General features: G+C 55.2%; 13 protein-coding genes. 6 read left to right on the plus strand and 7 right to left on the minus strand.

Annotation, left to right across the window (positions count from 1 at the left end):
* The first annotated feature begins 16 nt into the window (after window positions 1-16).
* Entirely contained in the window at window positions 17-4894 is a 4878-nt protein-coding gene (locus tag ACFSSA_RS00210) for a S8 family serine peptidase (RefSeq protein ID WP_386817746.1), read from the plus strand.
* Here ACFSSA_RS00210 and ACFSSA_RS00215 read toward each other — a convergent pair.
* Window positions 4869-5309 carry a hypothetical protein gene (locus tag ACFSSA_RS00215; RefSeq protein WP_386817747.1) on the minus strand — a complete coding sequence of 147 codons (441 nt, stop codon included), beginning with the start codon at window positions 5307-5309 and terminating at the stop codon, window positions 4869-4871. The genes ACFSSA_RS00210 and ACFSSA_RS00215 overlap by 26 nt on opposite strands.
* Window positions 5310-5408: 99 nt before the next feature.
* Between ACFSSA_RS00215 and ACFSSA_RS00220 the strand changes: the two genes are divergently transcribed.
* Both ACFSSA_RS00220 and feoB read left to right on the plus strand, forming a co-directional pair.
* Window positions 5409-5663, plus strand: a complete 255-nt coding sequence (locus ACFSSA_RS00220; protein ID WP_386817748.1) for a FeoA family protein — start codon at window positions 5409-5411, stop codon at window positions 5661-5663.
* A 19-nt stretch (window positions 5664-5682) separates the two neighbouring features.
* Window positions 5683-7566, plus strand: coding sequence for a ferrous iron transporter B (gene feoB / locus ACFSSA_RS00225; RefSeq protein WP_386817749.1), 1884 nt, complete (start codon window positions 5683-5685; stop codon window positions 7564-7566).
* Window positions 7567-7825: 259 nt separating this feature from the next.
* On the opposite strand, the gene ACFSSA_RS00230 is transcribed toward feoB, so the two are convergent.
* Genes ACFSSA_RS00230 through ACFSSA_RS00255 form a run of 6 tightly spaced genes read right to left on the minus strand, consistent with a single transcriptional unit; the run spans window position 7826 to window position 12955 of the window.
* The gene (locus ACFSSA_RS00230; RefSeq protein WP_386817750.1) at window positions 7826-8245 is read right to left on the minus strand and encodes an ExbD/TolR family protein; all 420 of its coding nucleotides are present in this window, start codon (window positions 8243-8245) and stop codon (window positions 7826-7828) included.
* A gap of 1 nt (window position 8246) precedes the next feature.
* The gene (locus tag ACFSSA_RS00235; protein WP_386817751.1) at window positions 8247-8891 is read right to left on the minus strand and encodes a MotA/TolQ/ExbB proton channel family protein; all 645 of its coding nucleotides are present in this window, start codon (window positions 8889-8891) and stop codon (window positions 8247-8249) included.
* Between the two features lie 16 nt (window positions 8892-8907).
* Entirely contained in the window at window positions 8908-10065 is a 1158-nt protein-coding gene (locus ACFSSA_RS00240) for a hypothetical protein (RefSeq protein WP_386817752.1), read from the minus strand.
* 5 nt (window positions 10066-10070) lie between these two features.
* Window positions 10071-10949, minus strand: a complete 879-nt coding sequence (locus tag ACFSSA_RS00245) for a rhomboid family intramembrane serine protease (protein WP_386817753.1) — start codon at window positions 10947-10949, stop codon at window positions 10071-10073.
* A 49-nt stretch (window positions 10950-10998) separates the two neighbouring features.
* The gene (locus tag ACFSSA_RS00250; protein ID WP_386817754.1) at window positions 10999-11937 is read right to left on the minus strand and encodes an alpha/beta fold hydrolase; all 939 of its coding nucleotides are present in this window, start codon (window positions 11935-11937) and stop codon (window positions 10999-11001) included.
* Window positions 11927-12955 carry a DUF3500 domain-containing protein gene (locus tag ACFSSA_RS00255; protein WP_386817755.1) on the minus strand — a complete coding sequence of 343 codons (1029 nt, stop codon included), beginning with the start codon at window positions 12953-12955 and terminating at the stop codon, window positions 11927-11929. The genes ACFSSA_RS00250 and ACFSSA_RS00255 overlap by 11 nt, the downstream gene beginning before the upstream one ends.
* Before the next feature lie 33 nt (window positions 12956-12988).
* Between ACFSSA_RS00255 and ACFSSA_RS00260 the strand changes: the two genes are divergently transcribed.
* The 3 genes from ACFSSA_RS00260 to menA are packed head-to-tail and all read left to right on the plus strand — an operon-like array spanning window position 12989 to window position 16738.
* Entirely contained in the window at window positions 12989-14977 is a 1989-nt protein-coding gene (locus ACFSSA_RS00260) for a RecQ family ATP-dependent DNA helicase (RefSeq protein WP_386817756.1), read from the plus strand.
* A 37-nt stretch (window positions 14978-15014) separates the two neighbouring features.
* Entirely contained in the window at window positions 15015-15830 is an 816-nt protein-coding gene (gene menB / locus ACFSSA_RS00265) for a 1,4-dihydroxy-2-naphthoyl-CoA synthase (protein WP_386817757.1), read from the plus strand.
* 17 nt (window positions 15831-15847) lie between these two features.
* Window positions 15848-16738, plus strand: coding sequence for a 1,4-dihydroxy-2-naphthoate octaprenyltransferase (menA, locus tag ACFSSA_RS00270; protein WP_386817758.1), 891 nt, complete (start codon window positions 15848-15850; stop codon window positions 16736-16738).
* Window positions 16739-16742: the final 4 nt, after the last annotated feature.

Genomic DNA, 16742 nt, shown 5'->3' on the forward strand with positions numbered 1-16742 from the left:
TTTTGCGGCTACGACGATGAGTTTTAACAAGACCTGCAAGCGCGCATTTATAGGGCTGACCGTTTTAGCATTTTTGGGCGGCGGGGGGTATCTCATCCGTCATTCTTCCACTGTCTCGAAAGCACCGGCGGGACGAACCACGGACCGGGAAGACGGGCTTTCTTCGGTGGATGCGATCGGGGCGCTGGCATCGGCACGTGAGCGTAAAAAGCGCGATACGGACGTGGCGCACTATATTTCCGCGGCCACCGGGGAAGTGGTGAAACTGGTTATGAATCGGGCGGTGCTGCGTGGTGACGACGGGGAGGAAACCGTCGTTGTGATTTCCCCTCCGGCCACCCCGCAGACCTTGCGAAGCCGCTTGAAGGAGTTTTCCGCATCACGGGGTGTTTACCCGCTCGCCTACGTGGAAGGTGAGGAAAATACCCATTCCGGGCTGCGTCTCGTGACCGGGGGAATTCGGGTCAAAATACCTCGTGAGGATGCGAGGAAGCTGGCTGCGGATCACGGGCTGGAGATTGTCGCGTTTCCCGAATACGCACCTGACTGGGTGGTTTTCAGAGCGGCGGAACCATTGGATGCGCTCGAGAAGATTGATGGGATCCGGGAGGCTTCAGAGGTCGACTCCGCAGATGTCTTGATAGGCCGTCGGCCGGTTCCCATGGCTCTTCCCAATGATCCTTTGGTCGGAAACCAGTGGCACCTCAAAAGAAGCAATGGAGCTGCCTCAGGCACCGACATGAATGTCGAGAATGTCTGGAAATATGGTCAGACGGGTGGCTTGCGCGGGACCGGAATCAAGATCGGAATTATTGATAGTGGGGTGCAAACTAATCATCCCGATTTTTCCGGAAATATTAATACATCCATCGATAGGGACTTTGTAGGTAATGACAATGATCCCAGCCCGCAGGGTGATGAGGATCACGGCACTGCGGTCGCCGGGGTGGCTGCCTCACGGGGGAACAATGGCCTGGGAGGAGTAGGAGTGGCGCCGGAGGCCACATTGGTAGCGGAGAGGTTGATAACCGGTGTCTTCACGACGGACTTCCAGAATGCGGAAGCCTTGGCACACCAGAATGACGTCATCGAGATCAAGAACAACAGCTGGGGTTACGACGGTGAGATTTACTATGCGGATCCTTTGTTGAAAGAGGCTTTGAAGACCTCTGTGACAAGCGGTCGTGGCGGAAAGGGAACCATCTTCACGTTTGCCGCGGGAAACAGCGGACACTTCGAAGACAGCGCGAACTACAGCGAGCTGACGAGCTCCATCTATACCATAGCGGTTGGCGCGGTCGATTCACTGGGTAGGAAGGCTTACTATACGGAGCCCGGTGCGAATGTGGTCATTTCCGCGCCCTCGAATGGCTTTTATGGCTCACTTGGGATTACTACTACCGATCGCACCAGTTCCCTGGGATACAATTCATCTTCGGGAACCTCCGGAGACTACACCGCCGATTTCAGCGGAACTTCCTCTTCATGTCCGGCGGTTTCCGGAGCGATTGCGCTGATGCTACAGAAAAATCCGAATCTTGGTTGGCGGGATGTGCAGGCAATTTTGATCCGCTCCGCGGTGAAGTTCAATCCGACAGAGCCAGGCTGGCTGACAAATGCTGCGGGACTCCATTTCAACAATGACTACGGTGCGGGACTGATCGATGTGGGCGCTGCGGTAAATCTAGCCGCCGCCTGGTCCAATCTGGCTCCTCAAACGGCGACAGTGATTACCAAAAACAATCTATCCGCGGATATTCCCAATAATGCTCCAGCTGGTAGAACGGTGCAGTTTGCCGTATCGGGTGCTAATTTTTCCGTAGAGCACGCAACGGTGAAGCTCAAGGCAAGCCATAGTGCCCGGGGGGAGCTGGAGATTTCCCTGATATCGCCATCGGGAACGATCAGTAAGCTGGCTGTCGCCCGTGGCGACAAGGGAAGGGACTATAATAACTACACCTTCAGCACGGTGCAGAACTGGGGAGAAAATTCCGCTGGAATCTGGACGCTCAGAGTCGCGGATGTAAGCAGTAAGAGCAACTCCGTCGGGGGGGTGCTGCAAAATGCGGAGCTGGTGGTATACGGAGCGGTCGCACCACCGAAAAATCCGGCTCCTGTGGTGAATATCACCGCTCCGGGTGATGGCTCGATATTCAGCCCCGGGGTTGGATTCAATGTGAATGCGGAAGCAACGGATTTGGATATCAACGGAAATTCCGGCACAGTCACCAAAGTGCAACTTTTTGCCAATAATATCCTTGTTGGCACAGATACTTCAGCGCCCTATAGCTTTTTCGTTAGTCCGGCCATCGGAGCGGTGAGTTTGGTGGCAAAAGCCACAGACAATGCGGGATTGGTCGGTAATTCCGCCCCGGTCGGGATTGTTGTGAAAAACCAGACTCCGGTGATTAATTCGGTTTCGCTGAATGCTACCGGACAAGCGTTCGCGGATGCGGAATTGCGTGTGTCGCAAGTCGAAGTCACGGAGCCCGAGATGGAGACCTACACATTGGCTTATCGCTGGCAGTCCAGCACGGATGGAGAAAATTTCGTCGATTCCTCCCATACTGCTGCCGCTTTGCCGCTGGCGCCTACGAATAGCGGTAAGCTTTGGCGCTGCAAGGTCACCGCGAGTGATGGGAACACTGTAAGCCCCGCTCATCTTTCTCCTGCGGTAAACTTGCTCGATAGACCGCTGGCGAAGCTTTTCCGTCCCGGCGACACTTATAATTACCGGAGTGGATTGGTTCTCAAAGGCAACGATCTCGAGCTAAACCGACAGGCGATCATCCACGAGATCAGCCAGGGGCCTGCGGGTAGTGCCTCCGAATGGATTGAGATTCTGACCCTGAAAAGTGGCAGCCTAGCGGGATGGAAATTGCGCGATGCTTCGAACAATACCCTGACGTTCACCAATAATCCGCAATGGCAGAATGTTCCGGCGGGGACATTGATCGTAGTCTACAATGGAAACTCACCGAAGGATCCCAAGCTGCCCGGAGATTCTAGCTCTGCCGCCAGTGGAAAAATCGTTCTGGCTCATAACAATTACACTTATTTTGATTCTTTGTCGGCCTGGACATCCCTGGGCGATCTCGGCGATTCATTGTTTTTGCTGAATAGCTCCACCGAGAAGGTCCACGAGCTTTCGTATGGGAATTCCCTATCGGCAAATCCAAATCTGGGCTCCATGGAAGCTGGCGCGGCGGCCTACTTCGCGGGCGTGACCGATCCGGGAGCAGATGTCGCCAGCGAATGGACGGTGACAAGCGGAGCCGTGAGCAGGACGTTGGGTATCGCCCCACAGACAGAAAGCATTTCCCCGGGAGCGGTGTTCACCAGCGGGCGGTATGAGCAGAATTTCAATGCGACACCCGCCGCGGACGGGACAAATTTCCCTACTGGCTGGAGTTCCTATTATTACCGGGCGTCCACCGCCCAGTATGTGAATGTCGATACCATGGGGGTCTACCTGGGGGCTCCTTACTCAGGAGTTTATAATTTTGATTCAAAAATAGGACTACGGGGCGGGACGCAGGAGTTCGATCCCGGGTTCCTCGTATTGGCCCTGGATCATACCTCCGGGGTGACAGGGCTGAAAATCAGCTATGATATTCAAAAAATCGTTGAGGAAAGCAGCGATATGGAAATCAGCCTGGAATACGCGACTGCAAATCCAGGCTATCCCGGCACTGTCTGGAGAAGCATTTCCGGTGCCTCCATGAGCACCGGAAGCACGCCTGCGGGCACGTTGACGAAGTTCCGCAATATCCCGTTGCCATCGGAGTTTTCCAATCGTTCGGAAAGGATTTACCTTCGTTGGCTTTACCGCACCCGCAATGGCAGCGTGAGCTCGGCGGGCGATGCTTTCGCGCTCGATAATGTGATTATTTCATCGGATGCATCGCCCAATGTTTTCCTGACACTTACCTTTGATAAGGAGTCGATTCTTGAAACAGCAGGAACGAATGCCGCCACCGGGACGATAAGGCTGAGCCAAGCCCTAAGTGCTCCATTGATGGTTAATCTGGCATCCTCCGATCCGTCCGAGGCCACGGTTCCAGCTTCTGTAACTATCCCTGCAAATCAGCTAACGGCCACATTTCCTATTACTGCGATTGATGATTTGCTTAGCGATGGACCCCAGGGGGTCACCATCACCCTGAGTGCCACGAACTTCGTCGACGTGGCGGGAGTCATTTTTGTGACGGATGATGAGCCAAGCGTCATCGGCGTAACTCCGGGGCTGGCGAATACCATTGAGAACAGGACGTTTATCGAGCGTCTCAGAGATGGACGGCTAAGCGATCCGGCACTGTTCAGTCTTGCCCCAGGGTCGGCGCTTCCTGCCGGGCTGGGACTGAATGCCACCACAGGTGAGATTTCCGGAATTTTGTCCCAGAGCGTGGTTTCTGGAAGCTATCCGGTGACCATCGAGAGGAAAAACTCCGCGGGCAAACTGGTTTCCCAAAGCATCGTTCTCAACATCACCACTCAAGCGGAATCGAATTTCGTAACGTGGCTATCGCAATTTGCTTTGTCCGATCGATCCGCAGGCGGTGATCCGGATTTAGACAACCTGCCGAATCTCCTGGAATACGCGTTGAACAGCTCACCGGCAGCTTTGGAAAATCCTTCGCCAGTGCGAATGGAAAGAAGCTCGACAGAGCTTTCGATCATCTATCCCAAGGCAAAGAACCGCAGCGATATCACGCTCAGTGCGGAATGGTCCACAAGCTTGAAACCGAACTCGTGGCAGACACTGGGGATCACCCATACCGTTATTTCAGATGAGGCTGAGAGTCAGAAAATCAAGTCGAGTATCCCGGTTTCGGCCGGAGAGCCTATGAAATTTCTTCGCCTGAAGGTTACTGCTGATTCAAACGTTCCCTGATGGGAACCGGAAATTTTTCGAAAACATTGGTTGGAATCGCCAAATCGGCAAATTTCGGATTTCCCACGTCGAGACGGCACCATTCTTTCCATAAAACATTGAAGCCTCGGATGTTATGAATCTCATTCCAGGGGATTTCAATGGGTTTGTGCCCGGGGAAAATGATAGGCATGGATAGCTGGAGCCCCGCCTTTGTTGCGGCAATTCTGACCACACTATGATATCTCGCAAAGCCACTGATCTGCACCGAATTCCAGGCGGAGAAGTTTTTCTGCAAGGCGGGCTCCGGGCAGGGGTATGTCTGTGCGAGCTCTGCCCAGCCGCCGATTCGGGCGATTAAATGGCTGGTCCCATAAAGGATGCCCATCACAAAGGGAGGCAAAACGATCAGCAGGAAGATTTGATAGGGTTCCATGAATTGGATGATTTATTTCAGATTTCTGGCACGTATGGAAAGAACGACCGTCACTTTTTACTATTGCAAACCAGTCTCAATTAGGTAGTTTCTTATCAGATGTCAGCAGCCCACGCACCAAGCCAAACAGCGCAACGTGCCGTCACCTTGAATCAGGTGGCGCTCAATTGTGATGTGCGCATCCGTAGTCTCAGCGGTCCTGCTTGTGATCGCCTGCGCGATCTGGGATTTTGCGAGCAAATGCAGCTTCGCAAGCTTTCCAACGGTCGCAACCTAGTCTGCACGCTTTGCGGAGCCAAAATGGCAATCAGCCGTGAACTCGCGGAGCAAGTTCTTGTCGACCCTGTCCGCTAACCCCGGGACATTTTTTGTTGTGACTGATAATATCCCTACCATCGCTCTCGTTGGTAATCCCAACTCAGGGAAATCCACGCTTTTCAACGCACTCACCGGGAAAAACCAAAAGGTAGGAAACTATTCGGGTGTGACTGTTGAGGTTAAATCCGGTGAGACTTTCACTCCCCATGGTAAAAGGCTCAACGTGCTGGACCTGCCCGGTTGTTATTCGCTACGCGCTGATTCTCCGGACGAAAAAGCCGCTCTGGACGCGCTCAATGGAGAACTTGAGGGCGTGGGCAAGCCGGATTTGGTCGTTTGCGTGGTGGATGCCTCGAATTTGGAGCGGCATCTTCAGTTAGCACTTCAGGTGATCGAGATGGGCCTGCCATGTGTGCTGGCCCTGAATATGGTCGATGTTGCGGAAAAATCCGGTCTCCGGTTGGAGCCAGCCAAGCTTTCAGAGGAGCTTGGCATTCCGGTCGTGGCGATGCAGGCAAATGCTTCGAAAGGAATCATCGAGCTGAAGCAGGCTTTACGCTATCCGTTTCCCCATGCGTCCGAGGTCTCATGGCTGTCTCATGAGGAAGATACCGAAAGCCAGCGACGTGAGTTTATTTCCCGTTTGTGTGAGCTTGCCGCAAGGCGGCCGGATTCCCAGCAGCGCTCGCTGAGCGATAGGCTGGATAGCGTTTTTCTTCATCCGGTCTTCGGCTGGATGATTCTTGTGGCAGTAATGTTCGCGGTGTTCTGGTCGATCTTTTCCTTCGCCAGTATCCCTATGGGATGGATCGAAGATAGCTTGGGAGCCTTCGGTGGCTGGGTGGAAACGCTCATGCCGGAAGGCGATTTGCGCTCGCTTTTAGTGGATGGTGTGATCGGTGGCGTGGGGGGAGTCTTGGTTTTCCTCCCGCAGATTGTCTTGCTGTTCCTCTTCATCGGACTGCTGGAAAGCTCCGGATACATGGCCCGGGCCGCCTTCCTGATGGATGGTTTTATGGCGAAGGCCGGTTTGAGCGGAAAATCGTTTCTTCCGTTATTCAGCTCCTATGCTTGCGCAATCCCGGGAGTGATGGCGACCCGGACGATCAATTCCGCCAAAGAGCGACTGGTCACGATATTTGTTGCTCCCTGGATGAGCTGCTCGGCGCGCCTTCCGGTATATTTCCTGATTGTTCCTCTGCTGCTCCATGAAAGGGAAGGAACATGGCTGCAGGCCCTGGTGCTCTTTTCGATCTACGCGCTTGGCACGCTGACGGCGTTTGTGGTGGCTCGAATCCTTCGCGGAAGGCTGGGTCCCGATGAGACGGTGACACACTTCATGCTGGAGCTGCCCGCGTATCGTTCACCTCAGTGGTCCTATATTTTCCGGCATGTGGTGGATCGCGCATGGGCGTTCGTCCGCAAGGCGGGAACAATTATTCTCGGATTATCGATTCTCCTCTGGGCCCTGGCGACTTATCCAAAAACCGATTCCGAAGATGAGGGTGAGATCCTTGCTCACAGCGCGATGGGAAGGATTGGCCAATTCATCGAGCCGGTGGTAAAGCCGCTCGGTTTCGACGGCCGGACCGGAACAGCGATTCTGACCTCATTCGCCGCGCGTGAGGTCTTCGTTTCTTCCACCGCCATTCTCTTCAGTGTCCAGGAGACCGAGGACGAAGAAGAAACCCGAACACTGCTGAGAGATCGTATTTCCGATGCGACATGGCCGGATGGACGCCCTCTGTTCACCCCGTTGACGCTAGTTTCACTCCTCGTTTTCTTCGTCTATGCGCTCCAATGTCTGCCGACTTCGGCGGTTGTCGCCCGCGAGTCCGGCTCATGGAAATGGGCGCTCGGGCAGTTCTTTTTCATGACTGCCTTTGCCTATGCCGTCTCGCTCATCGTTTTCCAAGGAGGCAGGCTGCTGGGCTTCTAAGGGCAGTTTTTTCGGAAATTGATATTCACCTAACCACGTATACAATAAGCACATCATGGATTGGCAGGGACCTATAGCACTTTTGATCGTCGCCTTCACACTGGGCGCATTCATCTACAGTATTTCCAAGCCCGGTAAAAAGTCAGATTGCGGTAAAAGCTGTGGCTGCTCGCAAAAGCCGCGACTCTGATTCGAGTCCCGTCCAAGTGGTGAGTCTTCCCAGGTGGCGAGCCTTTCCGGGTCCGCGAAACGGTTTCTTTTACTCGCTGCCCACTTTGATCCGTGCGGGCACCTCCTTGATCGGGATACCTGCTTTTCCCAGCGCGTCCCAGATCTTCAGGAGCCTCTCAAGCGGCAATCTCCGGTCAGCCTCTAGTTCCAGCTTCCGACCGGGATTTTGCTTCTGGAAGGCATTCAGGTAAGTTTCCAGTAGTCCTTCCGGCACGGCCAATGTATCCAGGGTGATGTTTCCAAGTGCGTCGACGGCAATCACCGAGCGTGTGTCGGTCACTTTTTCAGAAGCAATCTCATTCACTGTCGGAAACTCGATTTGGAGAACGTCACGCGGTTTCTTGAACGTTGTGGAAACGATGAAAAATACGAGGAGGATAAAAAGGATATCGATCATCGGAACGATCGGCACCTGGGCTCTACTACGTTGAACGCGGTGAAATTGCATCTCAGTGGGAGTCCGGGGTTATGCGTGAGCAGGCCGAAACAAAGTCTGTCATGACAGCTTCCATCCGGGATGTCAGAAGCTCGATCCTGCGGGTGAAGTAGCTGTGGGCGATCACGCATGGAACAGCAATCGCCAGCCCGAAAATCGTGGTATTCAGTGCTTCGGCAATACCTCTCGCGATTGCCAGGTGGTCAGTGGTTTCACCAAGCCCCTGGAAGATGACAACCAATCCTGACGCTGTGCCCAGAAGTCCCAGAAGTGGAGCAACTGTGATGACGACATCGAGCACTCCGATACCGGTGTGCATTTTCACAACTTCCTCCCGTGCGGTGGCTTCGACGGCTTGGCTGATCTCCGTGGCTGGTTTACCGCGGTGTTTCAAGGCAGTGGAGCCGAGCCGTGCCAGTGCGCTTTGCCCAAGCTTCAGCTCCCTGACCACTGACGCGGAATCCTCGGAGGAGTCGATGTTTTCGAGCTTTGCCGCGAGCGTGTCCGGCACGGTGCGAGCCCGGGTGAGCGACATGATCTTGAAACCGATGGCGGTGAGCCCGGCGATGGAACATAAGATCAATGGATAGACGAAAATACCGCCTTTCTTGAGGAACTCGATAGAGGCTTCGGTGGTGGAGATTGCCAGATAATCCATGGGTGTTTTTGTCGTGTTAGAAGTAGAAGTTGAAAATTAGTTCGAGAGCGTGGCCATCCATTTCCCTTTTTACCTCAGCGGGCATTGCCGGGATGTCAGCATCACGGATGGAGTTCAGGGTGAAGCCTTTTTGCACCTGGCCGGTCTGGGCTTCACCAACGAATTGAACGGTTTTTACCCGTCCGCTGGTTTCCACAAAGAAGCGAACCGTCAGATAACCGGGAGTGATGAAATCACGATGGCGCACGCAATTCCGCTGCCATTCCTGTTCTACCGCGCGACTGATAAGCGACTGGTAGCGCCCCATCGGTGTGTCCTCCACGTCCAATGCACTGCGGCCGGTGCGTGAAATGCTGCCAAGAATTGCGGTTTTCCGCTGATAGCCGCTAAATGCAGGATCATCGATGGATGGCGTCCGCGGCTTGGGCGTTTCCTTGGGTTTGTCGTTCTCTTTTTTCAAAGCGACTCCATCAAGCTTGCCATCGCGGGCCTGCTTTTCCTCGCGTGGCTTCACATCGGTTCTCTCCTCGGCTTTCGGCACCGGGGTCTCGATAGGGTTCGGGCCATCCAAGAGCTTCTCGCGGATGGCAGTTTGAGCTTTCTCGGCTTCGCCCTCATCCTTGCTTTTTTCGCCCTTCGCGGCTTCAGGCATGCTGTCCGCCGGGCTGGGTGGGGTGAGGGGCGCAGGAGGAGGAGCCGCGGTTGAGGGTGATCTGCTTGGGTTGTCCAGCTTCCCGTCCTGATAGTCGCTCTCGGTGGTTTCCAGTTCTTTCTCATCACGGGCCTCGCGCCCTGCCTGCGAAGGCATCGCTTTGTCGTCGCTTGTCGCGGCGCGATCGCTGGTGGCTCTGGTGTTGCGCTCGCCGATGAACCGGCGGCTGGAAGGTGGCTCAGCACTCTCCTGGTCTTCCGAGGTGCGGACGACCTCTGGTTCCACTGGCGTGTTCTTCTTCTCTGGAGCGCTTTCGGGACGCTCGATCATGTCTGGGAAAATTTTCACGACTTGCTCCGCCTGCGCGGTTGCCGGAATTTGCTTTTTCCGATCGATTTCGGAAGTGATCATCTCATAGCTGATCCATGTAAGCAGGAGCCCGTTGATCAAAAGTGAGATACAGATTGCCGCTGCCCAAAGGCGGGCATCATCTCCTTTCTGATGTGAAACGGCATTGGCCACAGCACCTAGTTAACTTGGTTTCCGGCCTCGTGCAATGTCTCGCTTGAGTCGCTTTCCAGGTAGCGGCAGATAAATCCGGACAGCAGGCCGGCACAGTAACCAAAAATATGGCCGAAGACATCCACGCCGGCTCCGGCATCCGCGCCGCCCAGCCAACCGAGTAAGATCATGCCAGCCAATAGCGGAGCAAGCACCCGCACCCACGGCATGCGGACTTCTTCCCGGCAGTTTTCCACGATACCTATGCCTGAGAGGATCCCGAGAGCGGCGAAAACAGCTGTGGAAGCGCCCAACGAGGTGAACGGCTCCGGATAGGTGACCCAGGAGGTGATCGCATTGCCAACGGCCCCGGAGAGAAGGATGAGCAGCCAACCTTTCAGCGGACCGATGGATTTGGAAACCAACATTGCGAATACCGCCCCGCTGGCTAGATTGCCGACGATATGGGGACCATCGCCGTGCAGGAAAAGCGCGGTGAATGGCCGCCACCATTCGCCATTTTCGATCAGCCCGATACTGGATGACGCGCCGAATTCGGAAATGCCCGGATTACCCAGCTGGCGCGAGAAAAGGAATAAAAGGAGCAATGCCCAGATGAGCAGAAAATGCCAGCCGGCCGGATGCTTTGCCCAGTTCGACGGGATGATGCGGGGCAGGACCCGGCTTTCCGATTCCGCTGCATAGGCATCGAGTTCGCCACGGATTTGCGGAGCTGCGGCAGCCTCCGCCTGGAGATCGAAGCCAGATGGGACCTCGCTCCGGGCCACGCGGATTGGTTTACCCATTGCGAGGATTACCAAGCCGTGATCGTATGCTTCGTCGAGTGAGGGATAATTGCCGATATCGACCCATTCCTCCTCTTCGGTTGTCTCAGTCGCCTGCATTCAATTGGAAAAAGTTTGTTGAGCCAATCTGACAGGCTTGAAGCTTTCGTCAAACGGAGCATTCCGCGAGATGGTCCAGAGCAGCGTCGGCGCGATGAACCGCTAGTGAAAAGTGCCCCAGCTCCGGCACAATCGTAAGCTCTGCCGCCGGCATTCTCGCGGCGAGCCCGTGAATATAAGCTACGGGAATATTTTTATCATCGCCCCCATGCCAATAATGGATGGGATGCACGATGTCTTCCGGGGAGATACACGGATCCGTCAGGTAAATCTCCGCATCCGTGATGATGCCTCTTCCACCGGAGGGGCCGCATACGCCTTCGGTGAAGCTCTTGGTGATAACCGACCATATTTCCTGTCCATGTAGCATGATTTCACGATCCTCGCGGGCCAGACTTTGGAGAAAAAGTGACATCGGATAGCGATCCGGCTGGAGCTTGCAGGTCAGGGAAACCGCTCGAAAAAGCCCGGTGAAAAGAGGCGCCGGTGATTTTCTCAGAGGGATCATCATGCGGTAAAGGGGGTGGAGGCCATCTCTGCCACCATCCGTCAACGGTATCGGAACCATTCCCGCGAGCACGGAGGTGCCGCTGAGCTTTTCCGGGATAGCTGCCGCGCAGGAAAGAGCATACGGCCCACCGCCGGAGATCGCCAGCTGGCCGAATTTTTCGATCTCCAGGTGGTCGGCGAACTTTGCCATTAGTTCCGGCCAATCTTTCAGCCGACGATCCCGCACGAGTGACGATTTCCCCATGCCCGGCCGGTCCATTGAGATGATTCTCAAGCCTTTTTCCCGCGCCAAATGATGCGCGAGTCGTGCTTGGAGGCGTGAGCTGGGCCAGCCGTGATAATAGAAAACCGGCTTTCCGGAGGGATCTCCGTATTCATTCCACGCCAAGCGGAAGCCGGGCGTGTATTCCCAGAAATTCGGCTCCGCGACAGGTGGTGGATTTTTGAGGAAATCGAGTTTCATGTGTTCAATGCTCATGATCCACGTGGTCTCCCAATAGATCACGGCCGAAGTCGTTCGAGCGATCGCGCCAAGTGGTATGGATGTGGTTTCCATTATTTTGAACGTTCGCGACTTCGACGAGGAAGTCCTTGCCTTGTATTCGGTAATAATATGGCTCGTCCCGCTTGAGCCCACCGGCCCATCCAAAACGAAGATTGGCCAGATTCGCTTTGATTCTCTTGAGATCCTGCTCCGCGAGTTCCTTGCGGTGACGATTGGCGAACTCGGCGATAAGCTCCATCAGCGCGTCCTGCTGGGCGGCTGTCATGTCGCTGGCTTTGATGCCGACGGGTTGCAGTTGTGTGATCTTCCGATCACCTGCGGAGAGAATTTCGCGTGGAGCTTTCTCAGAAAACAGGACCGGCTTGCCGTTTTCCGCCAAGGTGCCTGCCAGGGCCCGTGCGAGGTCTTCCTCGGCAGCTAGCGGGCGGGTTCCCTTCATTTCGTGGTCGATCTTGATTTCACCGGGATTGGCGGCAAAGAAGGAGGGGGTCACTGCGATGGCTTTGCCGCCCGCCAATGTGTAGTTCAACGAAAGATGATGACCTTCATAACGCCAGCCCCAGGTTCCCGAGTCCTCCGGCTCGCCGAAAATGGAGGTAAAATATGCCTTTGGGTTGCGCAGCTCCGGCCGCTTTTCGATCTCTGCCAGAAAGGCTTCCAGTGACATGATGGCATCCGCCTTATTCATGCCCGGATCGCTGAGCGCACTTTTCAGCAGCTCACGGACGAGAGAGATTTGTTTTTCGTTCAGTTCCTCCAGCGGGATTCCTTTGCGGGCTTTCGGCACGTAGGCCCAGTTCATCCGCTCATCGGAATCAAATGGAAAACGGGCTTTTGCGGCCTGAGCTTCATCGAGCGAAGCCAGGAAGGCTTTGGCGGCGGAGGTCATTTCTGAGGAAACTTGCTGGAGCGCTGCGGCATCGGCTTGCGAGCTTTCTTTCGCCATGATCGGCGAGGCTGCGAACAGGGTGAACAGGAGGATTTTATTCATAGAGAAATCAATACGTTAGCTGGGAAAGTTAGCTTGCAAGTCTCACATAGAAAGGAAAATCAAGCTCCGGTGAAGCTGGGTGGACGTGGCTGGTTTCTCCCGATAGAGATGGCGGTGGTGAAGGATGTGCTGAAGAAATTTTTTGGGTTCGAAGAGCTGCGGGCGGGGCAGGAGGAGGTGGTTTCCGTCTTGCTGGCAGGGCGCCCGGCATTGGCTGTCTTTCCGACAGGTGGAGGAAAATCTCTTTGCTATCAGCTTCCGGCGCTCATGCTGGATGGCACGGCTCTGGTGGTTTCCCCGTTGCTTGCGCTGATGAAGGATCAAGTCGATGGGCTTCTGCGAAAAGAAGTCAAAGCAGCCCGTCTGGACTCGACACTCAGTGCGGAGGAGTATGCGAAGACCGTGACCCGGCTGCTACGCGGTGAGATGAAGCTCCTTTACGTCTCACCTGAGAAAATCGGTAATTCGGATTTCCAGAAACTACTGAAAGATGTGGATATTTCGCTGGTCGCGATCGATGAAGCTCACTGTATTTCCGAATGGGGGCATAATTTCCGCCCGGATTATCTGAAGCTCGCCCGTATCTGCAGGCAGCTCAAGGTTTCGCGGATTTTGGCTCTGACGGCAACTGCGACCTTGAAGGTGGAAGCGGATATCAGAAGGCAGTTCCGGATTTCCAAATCCGATGTGGTGAAACTGAGTTTTCATCGGGAAAATTTGGATCTACGGGTCACGCCCTGTGTGCAGGAAGAGCGCAAGGCGTTGCTCTTGGAGCGCCTGGGAAAAAACGGCCAGCCTTCCGTTGTCTACGTCACCCGGCAGGAGACCGCAGAGGAAGTGGCGACCTTTCTGGCGAAAAATGGTCTCGGCGCACGGGCTTACCATGCCGGATTGCCGACGGAGCTCAGGCGGGAGATCCAGGACGCTTTCATGTCCGGTAGGCTGGACATTGTGGTGGCGACAATCGCCTTCGGGATGGGCGTGGATAAATCAAATATCCGCTCAGTTATTCACTATAATCTGCCAAAAAGTCTTGAAAACTATACGCAGGAGATCGGGCGCGCCGGCCGGGATGGGGAGCCTGCCATCTGCGAGATGTTGGCATGCGCGGATGATAGAACCGTGCTGGAAAATTTCATCTTTTCCGATACGCCATCATCTGTGGCGGTGCGGAACCTGCTGGAGCGGGTCCTGAGGTTGGGAAAAGATTTTGATGTATCGGTTTACGATCTGGCAACCAGCTGCGATATCCGGCAGACGGTGGTAGAGACGATTCTCGCCTACTTGGAAATGGCGGGAATCGTGGAGCGGCGGGGGCGTTTTTTTGACACCTATCGGATCAAACTGCTGCAACCGCTGGAGAAGGTTCTGGCAGGGCGGAAGGGAGCCGAAAAGAAGCTCCTGCAGGGAGTTTTCGCAGCTTTGGATGCGGAGTGGAAATGGCTGTCCGTGAAGATCTCCGAAGTTGCGGATAGCGCGGGAATTTCTGCTGAAAAGCTGAGGGAGACACTTTCCGAGCTGGAAGAGGCCGGCGATGTCGTGCTGAAAAAATCCGGGTGGCGGCAAGGATTTCGTCTGAAAAAGGAGCCTGGCGATTTGCGCGAGCTGGCGGGAACCATGGCGGTATCTTTCCAGAAGAGGGAGGCGACGGATCTTGATCGGCTGGACCAGGTGTTGAAACTTTCCTCCGCGAAGTGCTGTCTCACAAAGCTGCTGCTCAAGCACTTTGGTGAAAAAATGATCGTGGACTGTGGTCATTGCGATCGCTGCCGAGGAATCCCCCCCGTGAGGTTGAAGGCGAAAGCGCCAAGACGTGTGAAAGACTCCGAGCTGGAGATGATCCGGAGCTTGGTCCGGGAACGGCATGCGGCGTTGGGCACCCCGCGGCAGCTCGCCCGTTTTCTCTGCGGCATGTCCAGTCCTGCGTCCATGCGTGCCCGCCTCTACCGGCACGACGCATACGGACTGCTGGCGGATCTACCTTTCCGTGAAGTGGAGGTTGTGGCGGAAAGCTTGTTTTGATTGCGGCGCGGCTTGTGGTGATGCAGATTCCGCGGCGATGTGGATTTCCAAATTTGATTTCGAAGACATCCGTTACGAGACAACGGAAGACGGGGCAATTGCGAAGGTAACGATCAACCGCCCGGAGGTGAGAAATGCCTTCCGGCCGCAGACGGTCACGGAAATGTTGCGCGCCTTCGATATGGCGCATGAGGATCCCGCTGTCGGAGTAATTATTCTTACCGGTGAGGGTGATCTGGCGTTCTGCTCCGGTGGTGATCAAAAAGTCCGCGGTCACGCAGGTTACATTGGCGGAGACGGGGTGCCGCGCCTTAATGTACTGGATCTTCAGAAAAAAATCCGGGCTCTGCCAAAGCCGGTCGTGGCCATGGTTGCCGGCTACGCGATTGGCGGAGGGCATGTGCTTCACATCGTCTGTGATCTTACCATCGCGGCGGACAATGCCCGGTTCGGCCAAACGGGTCCGAAGGTTGGAAGCTTCGATGGCGGCCTGGGATCCAGCTATCTTGCACGAATTGTCGGCCAGAAAAAGGCTCGCGAGATCTGGTATCTTTGCCGCCAATACGATGCCCCGCAGGCGCTCGATATGGGTTTGGTGAACACCGTCGTGCCTCTGGCCGAGCTGGAGACGGAAACTGTGAAATGGTGCCGCGAGATGCTTGCCCACTCTCCGCTCGCCCTGCGCTGCCTGAAGTCAGCACTCAATGCGGATTGCGATGGCCAGATGGGCCTGCTTGATCTTGCCGGGAATGCGACTCTCCTCTACTACATGTCAGAAGAAGGCAGAGAGGGGAAAGAGGCGTTCCTGGAAAAACGTCAGCCGGATTTCTCAAAGTTCCCACGAGTCCCCTAGTTCCTGCATAAGGTGTGATGACAGCAGGAAAGCTTTTGAAAGCAGTGGCCTCCGGAGCCAGGCCGAAAACTCTGGCCGCGGGGCTCGTTCCTGTATGGGCGGGGGGAGTTCTGGCTTGGAAATTGAGCGGAAGTTTTGATTGGTGGCTTTGGATTTGCACCCTCATGGGCGCACTTTGTATCCAGATCGCGACAAACTTTTTCAACGATGCCGTGGATGGAAGAAACGGTGCGGACGGTGCGCTGAGAACCGGCCCGGTGCGCCTGACAGGCAGTGGAGAGATGAGCTTCGGGCAGGTGATGTCCTTCGGCGCCATATTCTTGGCCGGAGCTGCATTCTTCGGGGCATTTCTCATCGTGGCTAGAGGATGGCCGATGCTGGCGATCGGCCTGCCATCACTTTTCCTCGCCTACGGATACACCGGCGGACCGTTTCCCTTGGCCTACCGGGGCATGGGCGAGATTTTCGTGCTGCTGTTTTTTGGCGTTATCGCCGTGATGGGGACGGTGTTTGTCCAGATCGGAACCTGGCCGAATGAAGCGATTCTGCTTGGCGCCCAGGTCGGCCTGCTTTCGGCGGTGCTTATTTCGGTCAATAATTTCCGTGACCGGGAAGAGGATGCGAAGGTTGGTAAACGGACTCTTGCGGTAAGGTTCGGCCCGAAAGCCGCAGCCGGGGTGATCTGGCTGGAAATCAAAGGAGCTGCGTTGCTTGGAATTGCCTGGCTGGTGATGGGGCATCCGTTGCTGGGGCTTGCCAGCGTGCCGGTTTTTGCGATCGGTATGCGGATCATCTGGGGCGTTTTGACGCTTCCGGCGGGAAAGGAAATGAACAAATTGCTGGCAATGGGGGCTCTGGAACTCGTGCTTTTCGCGGGGGTCTTTCACGCGATCGTGGCAATAAATTGAATTT

It is taken from the genome of Luteolibacter algae (genome assembly GCF_042683045.1).
In the GTDB taxonomy this organism is placed as follows: domain Bacteria; phylum Verrucomicrobiota; class Verrucomicrobiia; order Verrucomicrobiales; family Akkermansiaceae; genus Luteolibacter; species Luteolibacter algae.